This is a genomic window from Flagellimonas myxillae (assembly GCF_023502235.1).
Taxonomy (GTDB): domain Bacteria; phylum Bacteroidota; class Bacteroidia; order Flavobacteriales; family Flavobacteriaceae; genus Flagellimonas; species Flagellimonas myxillae.
Genome location: NZ_JAMFLY010000003.1, coordinates 417,379 through 432,896, shown reverse-complemented (window position 1 = coordinate 432,896; position 15,518 = coordinate 417,379). Strand labels below are relative to the sequence as shown.

At 42.8% G+C, this 15,518-nt stretch carries 11 protein-coding genes; 2 read left to right on the top strand and 9 right to left on the bottom strand.

Annotation, left to right across the window (positions count from 1 at the left end; all coding sequences use genetic code 11):
- Positions 1-108 precede the first annotated feature (108 nt).
- Positions 109-993 (bottom strand): leucine-rich repeat domain-containing protein, encoded by an 885-nt coding sequence (locus M3P07_RS14620; protein ID WP_249970675.1) that lies wholly within the window; start codon positions 991-993, stop codon positions 109-111.
- Between the two features lie 143 nt (positions 994-1,136).
- Positions 1,137-3,044, bottom strand: coding sequence for an ABC-F family ATP-binding cassette domain-containing protein (locus M3P07_RS14615; RefSeq protein ID WP_249970674.1), 1,908 nt, complete (start codon positions 3,042-3,044; stop codon positions 1,137-1,139).
- Positions 3,045-3,110: 66 nt separating this feature from the next.
- On the opposite strand from M3P07_RS14615, the gene M3P07_RS14610 reads away from it, so the two are divergent.
- Positions 3,111-3,503, top strand: a complete 393-nt coding sequence (locus tag M3P07_RS14610; protein WP_249970673.1) for a DUF983 domain-containing protein — start codon at positions 3,111-3,113, stop codon at positions 3,501-3,503.
- Positions 3,504-3,640: 137 nt separating this feature from the next.
- Here the strand turns inward: M3P07_RS14610 and M3P07_RS14605 are convergent, their stop codons facing one another.
- Complete coding sequence (locus M3P07_RS14605; RefSeq protein ID WP_249970672.1) at positions 3,641-4,708, bottom strand: NAD(P)/FAD-dependent oxidoreductase; 1,068 nt, start codon at positions 4,706-4,708, stop codon at positions 3,641-3,643.
- 319 nt (positions 4,709-5,027) lie between these two features.
- Here M3P07_RS14605 and M3P07_RS14600 point away from each other — a divergent pair, with 319 nt between their 5' ends.
- Positions 5,028-6,791, top strand: coding sequence for an IPT/TIG domain-containing protein (locus M3P07_RS14600; RefSeq protein WP_249970671.1), 1,764 nt, complete (start codon positions 5,028-5,030; stop codon positions 6,789-6,791).
- Positions 6,792-6,979: 188 nt separating this feature from the next.
- On the opposite strand, the gene porN is transcribed toward M3P07_RS14600, so the two are convergent.
- The 6 genes from porN to topA all read right to left on the bottom strand — a co-directional run bounded on the left by porN (position 6,980) and on the right by topA (position 15,415).
- Positions 6,980-7,882, bottom strand: a complete 903-nt coding sequence (porN, locus tag M3P07_RS14595) for a type IX secretion system ring subunit PorN/GldN (protein WP_249970670.1) — start codon at positions 7,880-7,882, stop codon at positions 6,980-6,982.
- 20 nt (positions 7,883-7,902) lie between these two features.
- Positions 7,903-9,474 (bottom strand): type IX secretion system motor protein PorM/GldM, encoded by a 1,572-nt coding sequence (gene porM, locus M3P07_RS14590; protein ID WP_249970669.1) that lies wholly within the window; start codon positions 9,472-9,474, stop codon positions 7,903-7,905.
- A 65-nt stretch (positions 9,475-9,539) separates the two neighbouring features.
- Positions 9,540-10,190 carry a type IX secretion system motor protein PorL/GldL gene (gene porL, locus M3P07_RS14585; protein ID WP_249970668.1) on the bottom strand — a complete coding sequence of 217 codons (651 nt, stop codon included), beginning with the start codon at positions 10,188-10,190 and terminating at the stop codon, positions 9,540-9,542.
- Between the two features lie 71 nt (positions 10,191-10,261).
- Positions 10,262-11,653 carry a T9SS ring complex lipoprotein PorK/GldK gene (gene porK / locus M3P07_RS14580; RefSeq protein WP_249970667.1) on the bottom strand — a complete coding sequence of 464 codons (1,392 nt, stop codon included), beginning with the start codon at positions 11,651-11,653 and terminating at the stop codon, positions 10,262-10,264.
- 120 nt (positions 11,654-11,773) lie between these two features.
- Positions 11,774-12,931, bottom strand: coding sequence for a formimidoylglutamase (locus M3P07_RS14575; protein ID WP_249970666.1), 1,158 nt, complete (start codon positions 12,929-12,931; stop codon positions 11,774-11,776).
- Positions 12,932-15,415: a type I DNA topoisomerase gene (topA, locus tag M3P07_RS14570; RefSeq protein ID WP_249970665.1), complete on the bottom strand. Its 2,484-nt coding sequence runs from the start codon at positions 15,413-15,415 to the stop codon at positions 12,932-12,934.
- Positions 15,416-15,518: the final 103 nt, after the last annotated feature.

Genomic DNA, 15,518 nt, shown 5'->3' with positions numbered 1-15,518 from the left:
TGCTTGGTTAAATATTTCATAAAATGTTACGCGAATCCAGTAGAAAAGGCATAAAAAAAGGGGATACACGCCTGTATCCCCAAACCAAACAAACTAAAGTATAACTAACTACTCATTGTCATCAACATCTTCAAATTTTGTATCAGCCATTCGCGTACGCTGAAGTTGTATTTCGTTGAACTTGGGATTCAAGGTTTTTTCGTCTGTGTCAAAAACCAAAAATTGTCTTGTATCCATCTCTTGCAGGCCTTTATAGGAATTGAACCTATTGTTCTGCAACTGCAATATTTTGAGGCTTGCCAATTGACCAAACTCCACGGGGATGGCTCCTCCCAATTGATTATTGGCCAACACCAATTCCTTGAGCTTGATAAGGTTGCCGAGTTCCTCCGGAATGGTTCCCTCCAAACTATTTTCAAAAAGGCCCAGGGCCTCAAGCTTTGTCAGCTTTCCAATGGATTTGGGAATAATGCCCTTGAGGTTGTTACTGGACAGATTTAGTTCCCTTAAATTTTTAAGTTCCCCAAATGTTGGCGGGATTGATCCACTCAAAAAATTGTTGAACATGGAAAATACTTGTAATTCTTGAAGCTGCCCGATACTAGTTGGTAGCGAGCCTTTTATCCGGTTCATCTCCAAACGCAGAATTTTCAGGCTTTTCAATTTTACAATATCCTTTGGCAACACACCCGTAATACTGTTGAAAGCCAAATTGAGATGGGTCAGGTATTTAAGTCTACCTATACTTTCGGGTAGGGTTCCTTCAAGATTGTTCATGAACAGTTTTATCGCAACAACATGATTGTCTTTTACCTCAACCCCTTTCCAACTGTCCACAGGTGCATCAAGATCCCATGATACTTTCCAATTTGCACCGTTGGTACTATGAAAGAGTTCCACCAAAGCTGCCTTCTCTTTGGCACTGACCTCTCCTAAAGGAAAAGCCGCCTGCGAAGCAAACAATAAAAGGCATAAAATGGCAGATCTAATCATGAGGTTGATACTTCAATTTATAAGAATTTACCTACAAATTACGATGAGAAGCCAAAATCTGGCAAATTAAATAGGTGTAATCAGGAAAAATTGTTGTGAATAGGTCAAATAATGTGGTGAAAAGCTTGGAGTCCTTGTATTTATCACAGTTCTTCCAGCTCTTGGGAGAGTTTTTCCCAGTTTTCCATCAGGGTTTCCAATTCGTTCTTTTTGCCCTGATAATTGTCGAAAAAACCGGCTTCGGCAATGGTAGCATCGTAGTTCATGAGCAGCTTGTGGTCTATTTCCGCAATGTCTTTTTCCAATTGGGAAATCTTCTTTTCAACCCCACTGAGCTTATTTTTTAACGACTTAAGTTTCTTTTGTGCCTGGTAGTCGTTCTCTTTAGGCTTTTCCTTCTGTACCTGAACCTTCTGCTCCCCTTTTTCAATTTTTCTGAAATCCTCGGCCCTGCGTTGCTCCAAATAAAAATCGATATCACCTAGATACTCTTTTATCCCGCCATTTTTAAATTCGTACACCCGATCTGTTAATCCTTGTAGAAAATCCCTATCGTGGGAGACGAGCACCAAGGTTCCCTCAAAATTCTGCAATGCCTGTTTTAATACATTTTTGGATTTGATGTCCAAATGGTTGGTGGGCTCATCCATCACCAACACATTAAAGGGTTGGAGCAGCATCTTTGCCAATGCCAATCGATTTCGCTCTCCACCTGAAAGTACTTTTACGTACTTGTCCACCTCATCGCCTCGGAACAAAAAAGAACCCAAAATGTCCCGCACCTTACTACGATTTCCCTCGTTGGCGGCATCAATCATGGTATCCAAGATGGTCTTGCTGCCATCCAAATATTCCGCCTGATTTTGGGCAAAGTACCCTATCTGCACATTGTGACCAATCTTAACATGCCCGCCATGGTCCAATTCCCCCACCATTATCTTGGCCAAGGTCGTTTTTCCTTGTCCGTTTTGACCCACAAAGGCGGTTTTACTGCCACGTTCCACAAGCAAATCAATGCATTTCAACACTTCTTTTTCGCCATAACTTTTGGATAAATCCTCAAGTTCAGCAATCACTTTTCCAGGAGTTACAGAAACCGGAAACCGCACGTTCATAACGCTGTTGTCTTCTTCGTCCACCTCGATTCGGTCCAATTTGTCCAGTTTTTTGATCAAGGATTGCGCCATAGACGCCTTGGAAGCCTTGGCGCGGAATTTCTCTATGAGTTTTTCGGTCTGCTGGATTTGCTTTTCCTGATTTTTTTGGGCATTCAACTGCTGCTCCTTGATTTCCTTTCGAAGCAATAGGAATTTGGAGTAGGGCTTATTGTAATCGTAGATCCTGCCCAAGGAAATCTCAATGGTCCTGTTGGTGACATTGTCCAGGAACATCTTATCGTGGGAAACAATCACGACCGCTCCGGAATAGTTCGTTAAAAACTGCTCCAACCAAATAATGGATTCAATATCCAAATGGTTGGTAGGCTCATCCAAAAGCAGGACATCGTTGTTCTGAAGTAATAATTTGGCCAATTCAATCCGCATGCGCCATCCGCCAGAGAAGGTATCGGTGATCTTGTTGAAATCCTCGCGCTTAAACCCAAGTCCAATCAACACTTTTTCAGTATCGCCCTGATAATTATATCCCCCCAAAATTTCGTAACGATGGGTCACATCGGTCAAGTCCACCATCAACTGGTTGTAGCCTTCACTTTCGTAGTCGGTACGTTCGGCCAGTTCTTGGTTTATTTTGTCCAGCTGCAGTTCCAATGCCTTTATCTCGGCAAAAGCTTGATAGGATTCATCCAAGACCGTCCGGCCTTGTTCAAAGTCTATATCCTGCTTTAGAAAGCCAATTTTGATGTCTTTTTCCTTGGCAATGGTTCCTGAATCTGGAGCCATCTCCTTGGAAAGCAGCTTGAGTAATGTGGATTTGCCCGCCCCATTCTTACCGATAAGTCCAACCCGGTCGCCGCCATTCAAGCGAAAGGCTATTTCCTCAAAAAGATATTCGCCCCCAAAGGCTACCGAAAGATTGTGGATGTTGAGCATTTTATGTGACCTGAATTACCAAACAAAAGAGGGCTTTGCCTTACTTTTGCATAAAAATCGCTGCAAATGTTAAAAAAAGGAAACAAACTCTACAGCATTTTAACAGGAAGTTGCCCTAAATGCCATGAAGAGAGCATGTATGTGGACAGCAATCCTTATGCAATTTCCCAGTTGTTCAAGATGCATGAACGTTGTTCCAATTGTGATACCAAATACAAAATTGAGCCCTCCTTTTTCTATGGTTCCATGTATGTGAGCTACGCGGTTGGGATTGCTTTTGCGACGGCCGCCTTTGTTATTTCCTTTTTGATTTTGGACACTTCGCTGGTCACCACCTTTATTGCCATTGTGGGTACCTTGTTTGTTTTTTTGCCAGTAATTATTCGTTTATCCCGAAATATTTGGATCAATTTCTTTTTTAAGTACGAACCGGAAGTCAAGGGTCACGTTGGTCAGTAACTGGTTGATTTTACCTTACCCTTAATTTGCCATAATGTGTTTTGCCAATAGGTTGACACGAATTTCACAAATTGCCACGAAGGTGATGGATCCCAATCTCTGACATCTTGTGAGCAAGAAGGGATAATTTCATGTTTTTACTCTACTTTCTTTTTTTGGTAATACTTTTTGGTAAATCTGTCAATGTTGATTTCTGAATCAAGATCGGTTCCGTTTTCAACATAATTGAAGAGCTGTTGCGAAGCATAGGGAGCGATCATCACCCCCCGGGAACCAAAACCATTTAATACATAAAGATTTTGATGCTCTGGATGTCTCCCCACAAGAGGTCGCCTATCTACCACCGTGGGTCTAATTCCGGCCACATGATCCACGATTTCAAAATCGCAGCTAAGAAAGGTTTTTAATTTTTCCAGTAGCTCAGTTTTTGCTTCTTCAGTGGGGGTGTTAGTCTTGTCTTTCCATTTATAGGTAGCTCCGACCCGATACAAATCATTTCCCATGGGAATGGTGAATACGCCGGATTTGATCACATTTTCCTCCTTGTAATCCGGTGCTTTGATGGTCAACAGCTCTCCTTTAGTACCATTTAGTGGCAAATACCGAAAAAACGGGTTGTTTTTAAGCCCATAGCCCTCACAAAAGACAATTCGCTTGGCCTGCATGGTTTTATAGGAAATATGGTCGGGAAACGCTTTAAAATGGTCAAAAATGAACGGGTGAAGGGTTAGATTTCCTTTTTCCTGCAAATATTGGGTGTATGAAGACAACAGCATGGCGGTATCTATCCGGCCTGTATGTAGCACTTCGCCAAAACCGAAGGGGGCATTCAAATGGGGGTTCTGGTTTTGCTGAATGTCTGTTGATAAGAAACCACCCAACCCGGGTTTGTCCGCTGCCTCAAACCAAAGGTTCTGCTCTTCAACGGAAGCGAACTTCCGAAGGACCCGAAGCTTGTGGTCCAGTTTTACGTCCAGTTTGCGTTCCAAATCCCTATAAAACGGCATGGCCAAGTCCAATTGTTCCTGTGCCTTCCAGGCCAGGGTAAAACGTTTTAAGATCACTGGGTTGTACATACCCCCCGCAACCAGGGAGGATTGCTGGGAATTATCTGATATGACATGGAATGTCTTCCCTGCTTTTTCAAGGGTTTCGCAAAAAGAGATTCCAGCCAGCCCTAGACCAACTACGAGATAGTCGTGCATGGGGCTAAGGTATTAATCTTGGTGGAGATAAGGTAAAGGGTGAAAGGTAAAATGTTGGATTACTGGTTGCTTGGTTATTGGTAATAAAGTTGAATATACAGTTTTGATTGTTGGATTGTTCTATTTATGGAAGTGGGAAAGATAGCAGAAATTGGTTCTTGGTTCTTGGTTCTTGGAAAGAATGTAAATAATTAAAAATTGAAAATTATTCAAGAGTCAATCCAAAACATCCATCCGTCAATTGAAAAGGGGCATTCGTGAATTTAGAGGTGCAAGGCATGACCGTTTTTGGTCTATTTATTTCTCTAAAACTATTATTATGAAAAAACCTATTTTAACCTATGCTATATGCATCCTGACCGCAGTATTTTTTGTGTATTGCAGCAAGGACGATCCTAAAAAACAGGAGATTCCTGAATCCTATCTACCAACAATTATCTCGATTGACCCCACTGCCGGTGATGTTGGCATTAGCGTAACTATTGACGGAACCAATTTTAGTGATACACCTGCCAACAATATTGTAAAATTTAATGGCACAAAAGCCACTGTAACCGATGCTTCCATTACTCAGTTGACGGTAACCGTACCATCCGGAGCCACAAATGGCAAAATTACAGTGGAAGTAAACGGTGAAGAAGCAACCAGTATGCAGACATTCACAGTTCTTAAAACCCCAACCATTAACAATTTTAACCCCGCACAAGGAATATTGGGTACCGTAGTTACCATTAATGGCAGCAAGTTTAGCACAACACCCTCTGACAATATCGTAACATTTAATGGTGTTACGGCTACGGTGAACAGTGCTACTGCAAATGAGCTGCAGGTCACTGTTCCAAATGGAGCCACAACAGGAGAAATCAGGGTTTCCGTAGATGGGCAAACCGCGGTGAGCACTGAAGATTTTACCGTTCCCGAACCTACCATATCCAATTTTACACCAAATCAGGGAACAATTGGTACTGAGGTTACCATTACTGGGAACAATTTTAGCACTGTCCTAGAAAATAACATAGTTGAGTTTAACGGAATACCGGCTACCGTCATTGAAGCTTTATCTACACAATTAATAGTAACCGCTCCAGAAGGCACATACTCTGGAAAAATAAGTGTAAATGTTGGAGGACAGGAAGTGGAAAGCACAGAAGTTTTTACCCTAGGGCCTTGGAGATCATTAGAAGTATTCCCAGGAACTACCTACCGGGAAAATGGGGTTATGGCAGTACTCGAAGATGAAGGTGGAAATCCTATTATTTATGCCGGCTTGGGTGAGTCATTCGGAAGTTACCCTAATGATATCTGGTCCTATACAGAGGCAAATGGTTGGAGCCAAGAACCCAATTTTGAAGGTGCAAGCAGAAAATATGCATATGATTTTGTTTTGGACAACAAATGGTACATTGGAGGCGGATATGGTACTGGTGGGGCACTTCAAGATTTATGGGTGTATGACCCAGTAACTGAAGAATGGCAAGAATTGGATCCAATAAATTTCCATACAAGTACATTTTCAACCTTTGTAATCAACGGAAAGGCGTATGTTTTTGGAGGTGAGGATGAAAATAACAAACAAAGTGAACTATGGGAATTCACCCCTTCTCCAGATTTTATTAATGATCCAAATGGCACTTGGTCCCAAAAGACAAGTCTATTGGTCAATGAAGAAGGAAGATCGGGCTGTACCGGCATAAGTGTCAACAACAAAGGATATTTGGTTTCAGGTAGGATTGGCGGACCTTGGATCGATGAAATCTGGGAATACGACCCCCTTGCCGATTCCTGGGATGAGAAATCTTCTTTTGCTGGAGACGGAAGGACAGTTGCTATTGGATTTACGATTGATGATACAGGTTATGTCGGCCTTGGATATCCAGGAATACCAGGAACATCTTTAAATGATCTATGGAAATACGATGCCAACACGGATTCCTGGTCACAAATGAGTCAGCTGCCCAATGATGGAGTCCTTTCTTCATCTGTTGTTGTTATGAACGGAAAAGCTTTTGTGGTGTTCGGAAACATTAACAATGAATCTACGGACAATCAATTCTGGGAGTACAATCCTGAATTTGAAGAATAGTCTTTTTTGTCAATAAGTAACTACTCTCTTCACTCAGAGTGACATTTAAGTAGAAAAAAACGCCGCACTTTCGTGCGGCGTTTGCTTGTATAGAATTGGAAATTTATTTTGGGAATATCCCGATTGAAATCGGGATTAATTCGTCTTGCAACTTTGATGCGCCTTTCGGCTTTCAAAGTTGAGTCTCATTAATACGCCCACATATCCTGTTCCCTATCGCGGATGACCTCCTTGATTCGTTTGGCCTCCAACAATTGGAACAGTGCATTATCAAATACGTAATCGTCTATTTCACGATCCCCGTGGACGTTGTCCTCCTTATAGATAACCCCATTGAAACGACGGGCGTTCAACAGCATATCAAAGGAAATGGGTCGCGCGGAGTTACGCTGGTTATAGACCTTGGCATCATGCAGTACTTGACGGGCGGCAGGATACCAAACCCAGAAAAGCTCTACCTTGTTTTCGCCTGGATCTACAGACTCGTCGTCAATAAAGTTAACATCCGGAGCTACTGGGGCTATTCCCAGCATTCTGTACTTTAACTCTCCTTGACGCTTGTCAAAATACCACATCCCTTTTATGCGATACTCTTCAATATCGGCTGCGCTTAAATCCCTTTGGTTAATAAATTCCGCAGAAATCTGTTCCCCAGCGTTCAATTGCTCATATCCCAAGTCGGTGGTATCTACCTTACTCAACGTAGCGGACAGGTCATTCAAAGTTCGTTTTTCGGTGAAATACGAATCCGTGTATACCTCGGTCAGTTTCCCATTTCTAATGTTTTTCATCAAAACATGGTACAAAGACCTTCTGTCCGCACCAATACCAATGGTATCGGTTGGGTAGTATAATGGAAAGTTGACACGCTCGTCCAGGTCAATGGTCTCCCATACGGTTTTGGACCAAAGGATATCCCTATCGTCCACATATCCGTAAGCCAAGGGGGCGTCATTGTCCTGTTCTATTTGGGCAGCAGTCTTTACGCCTATATCCTGTGGTAACTTGGCATTCAAAATGTTCGCCTGCCCCAACATGGATACGGGCACTAAGGCCAACGCTCCAATAACTAATGCATTTTTCCAATTCATGATTATACTTCTATACTTAATTAATTTGTAAGCTCAACTACAACAGGAGATACTTTCTTCAACTTGTATGTTCTGTTGTTAGTGATATAAGCTTTGATATCGAATATCTGAACGGCTTCACCACGCTTGGCCCTTTTCAAGGCAGACTTGGCTCTTCCATCCAATTTGTTACCGTTTACGTTGATGGTAGGCTGACCTGGCACCTTGAACTTAAATCCGCTTACGGCTAGGTTCAAGTCAAAATCAAAGTCTTCCAACATAGCGCCAACTGTAGAAATCTCAAGGTTTCTTCTTGGCATTTTAACGCTACCTGCTTCTCCTCGTACGGTACCACCTGGTCTTGGGATATCCTTGATCCTAAATTCAGATCTTGTAGAGATCGCCTGACCATCAGGCAATGTACCGGAAGCAGTAATAGTAACCGTTCTACCTGTACCTGGATTCATAATATAGTTGCTACCGCTTCTTCTGGTCAAACCAGTTGCTCTAGCATTAACTTTATTATCTGGAATACCAGGAATGGAGATGGTCATTGGATTGGCCACACCACGGTATACAACATTCATTTTATCCGCAGAAATTACAGCTGCGTTTGGCTTGGTAATGGTCGCAAAAGTGTTGTTCACTTCCACTGGAATTTCCTCGCCATCCTGCATAAAGAACATAGTACCTGAAACTGTGTGGTCTCCGGCAGCACCGGCACTGATCAATAACTTGATACCACCTTCTTCCAATACATAATCTTTATCTGCTGTAAGGTTTCTACCATCCAACTTCAACTCGGCCCTAACTGGCTTCGAAGAGTTATCGGTTTTACTGATGATGATCTTTCCATCGTACTTTTCACCGGTGTAAAAAGCAGTTTTGGAAGCGGACAAGGATGTAGCGAAATTCTTCAAGGAAACGGCTTCGGTCAAGTTACCTTCCAAAAGTCCTTTCAATACTTCTTGCTCGGTTGACATGATGTCTGCCTGCAACTGGGTCACTTTAGTTAACGAAGCTACCAATGGGTATCCTTCAAAGTGATAGTTCATCCAATCTACTTTTACCCCATCTCTTTGTCTTTCAACCTTACCGTTCGCATCACCGGTTTCAAAACGGGTTTGAACAGCGCCTTTGATCTCGGACATATTTTCTGGAAGGGCAGCCAATATCTTTTCCCTATAATTAGTCACTCCATCCAAAAACTTTTGCCCTTCGGGCTTTAGGTTATCGCCTTTAAAGAATAGGTTGTCCAAGTAGTCGGACTTATCCATTACAACATAGTTGTTGGGATCCTCTTGATCGGCCAACATTTCTTTTTTCAACTCCTCCAAGTACTCATAGTACTCTTGGGATAATTTTTGCACTTCTTGAGCCTTTTCATACAACGGACCGTACTTTATTGCATCTTCAGATGCTTTGGTCCCAAGACCTTCAAAGTAGGCCAAATTATTAGCTTCGGCTTTTTCGTTGGAAGTCTCCAGTTTAGCATTCATCAAACCGAATGCAGCGAGAACCTCCTTACTCATATTTAATGCCAACATCGCGATGAAGATCAAGTACATAAGGTTGATCATCTTCTGACGTGGGGTTTCTTTTCCTGATGCCATGTTATTTTCTAATTAGAATTAATAATTAATTTGATCTGGGGTTTGGTATATCAATTAAACCCTAATTAGTTTTTGGCCATGGCAGAAAGCATACCTCCATATACTCCATTCAAAGAAGAAAGGTTTGTGGCCAAAGATTCCATTTGCTCTTTAAGAGCACCTGCATTTTGTACAACTTCTTCATTGATAGAAGCTTGGCGGCTAGCGCTTTCCAACTGTACTTTGTACAAGCTGTTCAAAGATTCCATTTGAGCGGCTGCGTGAGACAACTCTTCAGAGTATTTCTTAGTGTGCTGGATGGCATCTGTTGTAGGAGCAATACCTTTGGCAGCGCCTTCAAAATTCTTGATGCTTTCACCCAAGCTTGAGAAAAGCTCAGAATCGATATTTGCTTCTTTCAATAGATCATCCAATTTTCTGGAAAGAAGACCCTCAGCTTCCTTAGCTTGCTTCGCGTCATTCTTGTTTCCTTTAGATTGACCATTAGCCAATTCTGGGTACACCAAAGACCAATCGTACTCATCATCTACTGGTTCAAATGCAGAGATAGCGAAGATCAGGGCTTCAGTAATAAGTCCAATAGCAAGTAATATTCCACCGTTCAGTGGTCCGAACTCCCAGTGAAGGATTTTAAATAGTGCACCAATAATTACTACCGATGCTCCAAGGCCGTAGGCCATGTTAAACAGCTTTTTTGTTGATTTTGACTGTGCCATAATTCTAGTTTTAATTAAGTTATATAAATAAGTATTTGGTTACTGGTTTATATAATGTCCTCTATCTTAATTTATCTTGCAGAAGGTAACCCGTTTCTTCTACCGTTTGTGGAATCTTCCTCGCCCATATAATCCTGAACGGTTCTGAATCCGATATAGCTACGTGCGGAATCCTGGTACTCGTAATCCCGTGTACTTACTTGCAAGAAATAAGCAACGTCTTTCCAGGACCCTCCACGGATCACTTTTCTTTGGTTCTGTCCAGACCCAATATTTGGGTTCATGGTGGACAAGTATTCGTATGCGCCTTGATCAAAACTGGAGCTTGTCCATTCAGCAACGTTACCGGCCATGTTGTACAAGTTATAGTCGTTTGGCTCGTACGATTTTGCCTCTACCGTATACAGGGCGGCATCTGCGGCATAATCCCCTCTTTGAGGCTTAAAGTTAGCCATAAAACAACCTGTATCACTTATTACATAAGGACCACCCCAAGGATAGGTCCCTCCCTCGATTCCTCCGCGGGCAGCGTACTCCCACTCGGCTTCTGTTGGTAACCTAAACTGGTTCACAAATTGTTTTCCACGCGATTTTTGATCATCGTTCTTGAACTTGGTTCTCCAATTACAGAACGCCTTGGCCTGCATCCAGTTAACCCCTACAACAGGATAGTCACTGTACGCATCATGCCAAAAATAATCATTGTGCATGGGTTCGTTATAGGAATACTCAAAATCCTTGATCCAAACTGTGGTGTCCGGATAGATTTGGAGTTCTTCTTTCTTGATAAAGTCTTTTCGTCTTCCAGTTTTGGCCCGAGCGGCAGCCTCGATGTCCATCCAATTGTACTTGTATTTTAATTGGGTAACGTCTATGGTCCTTAGCCCATTATAGCTTTCTTCCTCCGGCAAATAAATGGAATCCATTACCTCAGCATAGTACTCGTCCGGATACTCGGAAGTGTCCCATACCAGGTCAACATCTTTGTTCAACGCCCTACCTTCGTAACCTGTTTCTCCAAGTCCGGCATAATTGTCGAGCATGTATTTATCGTAGACGGAAATTCTTGAGGTATCGGTATCCTTAAAGGCATACTCTCCAATTCCTTCATCTTCTGGGCCAATTCCCAACTCATCGGCCAAGATGGCCAATTTGGTTCTGGTTATGGAATCTTTTACCCACTCTACAAACTGACGGTACTCACTATTGGTAATTTCCGTATCGTCCATATAAAAGGAACGTACGGTAACTGTTCTTGTAGGAGCATTCAAAACTTTGGCTTGATCCTCTTCAGCTTTACCCATTACGTAGGAGCCACGTGGAATCAATTCCATTCCATAGGGTTTCTCTGGATACCATTTCTTTCCTTTGGCCCCAACTAGTTCACCTTTCGACTTGGAATTAGAACCGCAACTGGCGAGTAAAAAAACAAGTGCTAGAGATGAAAAGAATAGCTTTCTCATACTTTAGGTTAAATTATCGATTTAAGATTTTTAAACTGTGCTACACAAATTCTTATTCTCAAAACTGATTTTTGAATAAATTATTGTGTAAAAACAGTTAATGCTCAAAATTTAATTTGTTCAGTTAAAGCCCTTTCTGTAGGCTTTGAACCACCTTTCGGGAATGATTTGGTTGCAAGCATCCAAATAGTCCTCTTCGGTGCATGGTAATAACGCCGCCGAATTTGTTTTAGTATGTTCGGGCAAAATTGATGGAACCTCCACCCACCAACGTTCGGTCACATGGCTTTTGTAGAAAATAAGCTCTTCGGTATCGGTAGGTACAGTGAACTTGGTAAAGTCCTCACTTTTGGAGCTCGGGAATTCGGTTATCCTAAAACTGATGCCTTCAATAAAGTACCAGATAATCTGGGCAATCATTTGAAAGGCCTGCATGGAATTCTCTCCCTCGTAAATTCCAAAGAGGGAAACCTTGTCGCTTATTCCGGCATAGCGGGCAATGGCACAGATTTCACGCCCGGTAAATCCGTTGGGCGAAAAGTTTTTGTACAATCCCATTTCGCTGGCGCGGATGGCCCTTAGGTCCAAGCTTACTATATGGGAACTTCTTAAGATAGGTTCCGCCAAAGAAATGTTGGCCGCAATATCTCCCAGCCGGTAGGCATCAAAGAAAAGCCGTTCCATCAAATCAATTTCCTCTTGGGCATTGAAATAACTTTGGTACCCAATATTGGAAAAGTTGAAAAGGTTATTGGGTTTGTCCGTAATAATCCGGGTCATATAGGAATGTGAGGAAATGAGTTCTTCATCCTCCCCAAAATCGAACCTGCTATCAATAGATACCAGATTGACCATATCCTTTATCTTGTCAAAGGCCCTATAGGTCGGAAAAGTAATGTCCTGGGTGGCACCTATTATAATAGGTATTATATTTTCCTCCAAAAGACCGGCAACAACTTCCTTCACCACAAAGTAAGTATCCTCAACCGTATCGCCTTCCTCAATATCACCGATATCCAAAATGGTGGAATTCCAATTCCCCGTCATAAGCCTGTACAACTGTATGCGGATTTCATCCACATCCAATCGTTCTGGTTTTTTCTCAAATGCGTTTCTGGATTCGTTGACCGCAAAAATTGCCACGGTGGCGTTGGCAAAAACCGGTAGCCCTTTTTTCTCAGTATGTTTATGAATGTTCTTTCCTAGAGCCTGGGGCGGGAGTAGTTCTGAATAGGCAAGTACCTTATCACTAACCGGAACTAAAAAATCGAATGCCATTTATTTCTTTGCTTTCGCCTTTGTTTTCTTTTTTGGTGTCTTTTTTTCGATGAGGGCCTGAGCCTCTTCCAAAGAAATCTTGGTGGCATCCACGTCCTTCGACAGTTCCACCTTGATTCTACCTTTTATAATATTATGTCGTCCCCAACGGGCTTTTTCAATCCTAATTTTTGCCTCTGGCCATTCCTGGACCAACTTCTCGGCCTCCTTTATTTTTTTGGCCTCAATGAGTTCTACAATATCGGATTGGGACAAATTGTCAAAATCGTATTTCTTGTTCACATTGATGAACATTCCATTCCATTTGATGAAGGGACCAAACCGCCCAACACCTTTGGTGACTTCCAAATTCTCGTAATGCGCAATAGGGGCATCTGCTTTTTGCTTGGCCTTGATCAATTCTATGGCGCGATCCATATCCACATCAAAGGCGCTTTCCCCTTTATCCAGCGAAATGAATTTTTTTCCAAAACGGACATAAGGTCCAAACCTGCCCACATTCGATTCCACTTCCTCACCTTCATACTCGCCCAACTTTCTTGGCAGCTCAAAAAGGTCCATTGCTTCCTCAAAAGAAATTGTGGAAATGGACTGTTCGGGCAACAAACTCGCAAAAAGCGGTTTTTCCTCTTCGTCCACTGTACCTATCTGCACCATGGGTCCAAAACGGCCCAATCTTGCCGCTACCTGTCTTCCGGATTTGGGGTCTGTTCCCAAAACCCTTTCCCCGCTGGCACGCTCGGCATTCTCCTCCACATGAAGTACTTTGGGATGGAAATCCTTATAGAACTCCTGCATCATTTTTTGCCAATCCTCTTCCCCATCTGCGATCTCATCAAAGTTCTCTTCAACCTTGGCGGTAAAATTGTAATCCAAAATGGTGGTAAAATGACTCACCAAGAAATCGTTTACGATCATCCCAATATCCGTGGGGACCAATTTGCCCTTATCCGAGCCTATCATTTCGGACAAGGTTTTTTCGGCCAGTGCCCCAGCTTCCAAAACCAGTTGCGTGTACTTTCTCTCTGTTCCTTCCACAGTGCCTTTTTCCACATAACCCCTGTTTTGGATAGTGGAAATGGTGGGGGCGTAGGTTGATGGTCTTCCAATTCCCAACTCCTCCAACTTTTTCACGAGGGAAGCTTCAGTATATCTATAAGGTGGACGCGTAAAGCGTTGTGTTGCGGTAATGTAATTGTTCTGTAGCGCCTCACCCACACGCATTGCCGGTAGCATTCCTTCCTGCTCCTCCACCTTGTCCTCCTCATCAATTCCTTCAAGATATACCTTTAGGAACCCATCGAACTTAACCACCTCCCCATTGGCGGAGAATTCCTCGTTGTGGGTGTTGGTCTTGATCCGAACATTGGTACGTTCCAATTCGGCGTCGCTCATTTGCGAGGCCAAGGTCCGTTTCCAAATCAATTCGTATAATTTGGCCTGGTCCCTTTCCAAGGAAGGGGACTGTCTTTTCATATCGGTCGGGCGAATGGCCTCGTGGGCTTCTTGTGCCCCTTTGGATTTGCCCGTATAATTCCTAACCTTGCTATAGGACTCCCCGTAGTTTTCAACGATAGCATCTTTAGCTGCGTTCAGGGCTTCGTTCGAAAGATTCACACTGTCCGTTCTCATATAGGTAATCAGCCCTGCTTCGTACAAACGTTGCGCCACCTGCATGGTGCGGCTCACCGAAAAATAAAGTTTACGTGATGCCTCTTGTTGTAATGTTGATGTGGTAAAAGGTGGTGCCGGGGATTTCTTGGCAGGCTTCTTATCCAAACTTGCCACGGAAAAATCAGCACCCATATTTTGTTTTAGGAAAGCTTCAGCGGCCTCCTTGGTCGGGAAGGTCTTCCCTAGTTTGGCAGCAAATACATTTCCGTTGGAGGTTTTGAATTCTGCCCTGATCTTGTAGGAAGCCTCGGGGGTAAACCCTTCTATTTCACGCTCACGCTCAACGATCAATCGCACAGCGACCGATTGCACCCTACCTGCAGACAATCCCGGTTTTATCTTTTTCCATAATACCGGTGAAAGTTCGTAACCCACCAATCGGTCCAAAACCCTTCGGGCCTGTTGGGCATTCACCAAATTGTAATTGATCTCCCTTGGGTTTTCAATGGCCTTTTGGATAGCCGATTTGGTAATGGAGTTAAACACAATGCGTTTGGTTCTGCTCTTATCCAATTTTAAAGCTTCCGCCAGATGCCAAGATATGGCCTCTCCCTCGCGGTCTTCATCACTTGCCAACCAAATGGTCTCAGCTTTTTGGGCCAAATCCTTCAGTTTTTTCACCAAGGTTTTCTTTTCCTTGTCAACAGTATATTTTGGCTTAAAACCATTCTCTACGTCAACACCAAGTTCCTTAGATGGCAGGTCCACTATGTGACCAAAACTGGATTCCACCTGAAAGTCCTTTCCTAAAAAACGTTCAATGGTCTTTGCCTTTGCAGGTGACTCAACAATTACTAAATTCTTTGGCATGCAACGGGGTTTAGAGGTAACAAAAGTATATGAATTTTTCGATTTTGGATTTTTAATAAAATTCAGGGCAAAAAAATATCCCGCTAAAAACGGGATATTTAAT

What these genes read in the sequence shown, in the direction of transcription:
- M3P07_RS14620 (WP_249970675.1), bottom strand. Translation starts at nt 993, where the DNA reads ATGATTAGATCTGCCATTTTATGCCTTTTATTGTTTGCTTCGCAGGCG.
- M3P07_RS14615 (WP_249970674.1), bottom strand. Translation starts at nt 3,044, where the DNA reads ATGCTCAACATCCACAATCTTTCGGTAGCCTTTGGGGGCGAATATCTT.
- M3P07_RS14610 (WP_249970673.1), top strand. Translation starts at nt 3,111, where the DNA reads ATGTTAAAAAAAGGAAACAAACTCTACAGCATTTTAACAGGAAGTTGC.
- M3P07_RS14605 (WP_249970672.1), bottom strand. Translation starts at nt 4,708, where the DNA reads ATGCACGACTATCTCGTAGTTGGTCTAGGGCTGGCTGGAATCTCTTTT.
- M3P07_RS14600 (WP_249970671.1), top strand. Translation starts at nt 5,028, where the DNA reads ATGAAAAAACCTATTTTAACCTATGCTATATGCATCCTGACCGCAGTA.
- porN (WP_249970670.1), bottom strand. Translation starts at nt 7,882, where the DNA reads ATGAATTGGAAAAATGCATTAGTTATTGGAGCGTTGGCCTTAGTGCCC.
- porM (WP_249970669.1), bottom strand. Translation starts at nt 9,474, where the DNA reads ATGGCATCAGGAAAAGAAACCCCACGTCAGAAGATGATCAACCTTATG.
- porL (WP_249970668.1), bottom strand. Translation starts at nt 10,190, where the DNA reads ATGGCACAGTCAAAATCAACAAAAAAGCTGTTTAACATGGCCTACGGC.
- porK (WP_249970667.1), bottom strand. Translation starts at nt 11,653, where the DNA reads ATGAGAAAGCTATTCTTTTCATCTCTAGCACTTGTTTTTTTACTCGCC.
- M3P07_RS14575 (WP_249970666.1), bottom strand. Translation starts at nt 12,931, where the DNA reads ATGGCATTCGATTTTTTAGTTCCGGTTAGTGATAAGGTACTTGCCTAT.
- topA (WP_249970665.1), bottom strand. Translation starts at nt 15,415, where the DNA reads ATGCCAAAGAATTTAGTAATTGTTGAGTCACCTGCAAAGGCAAAGACC.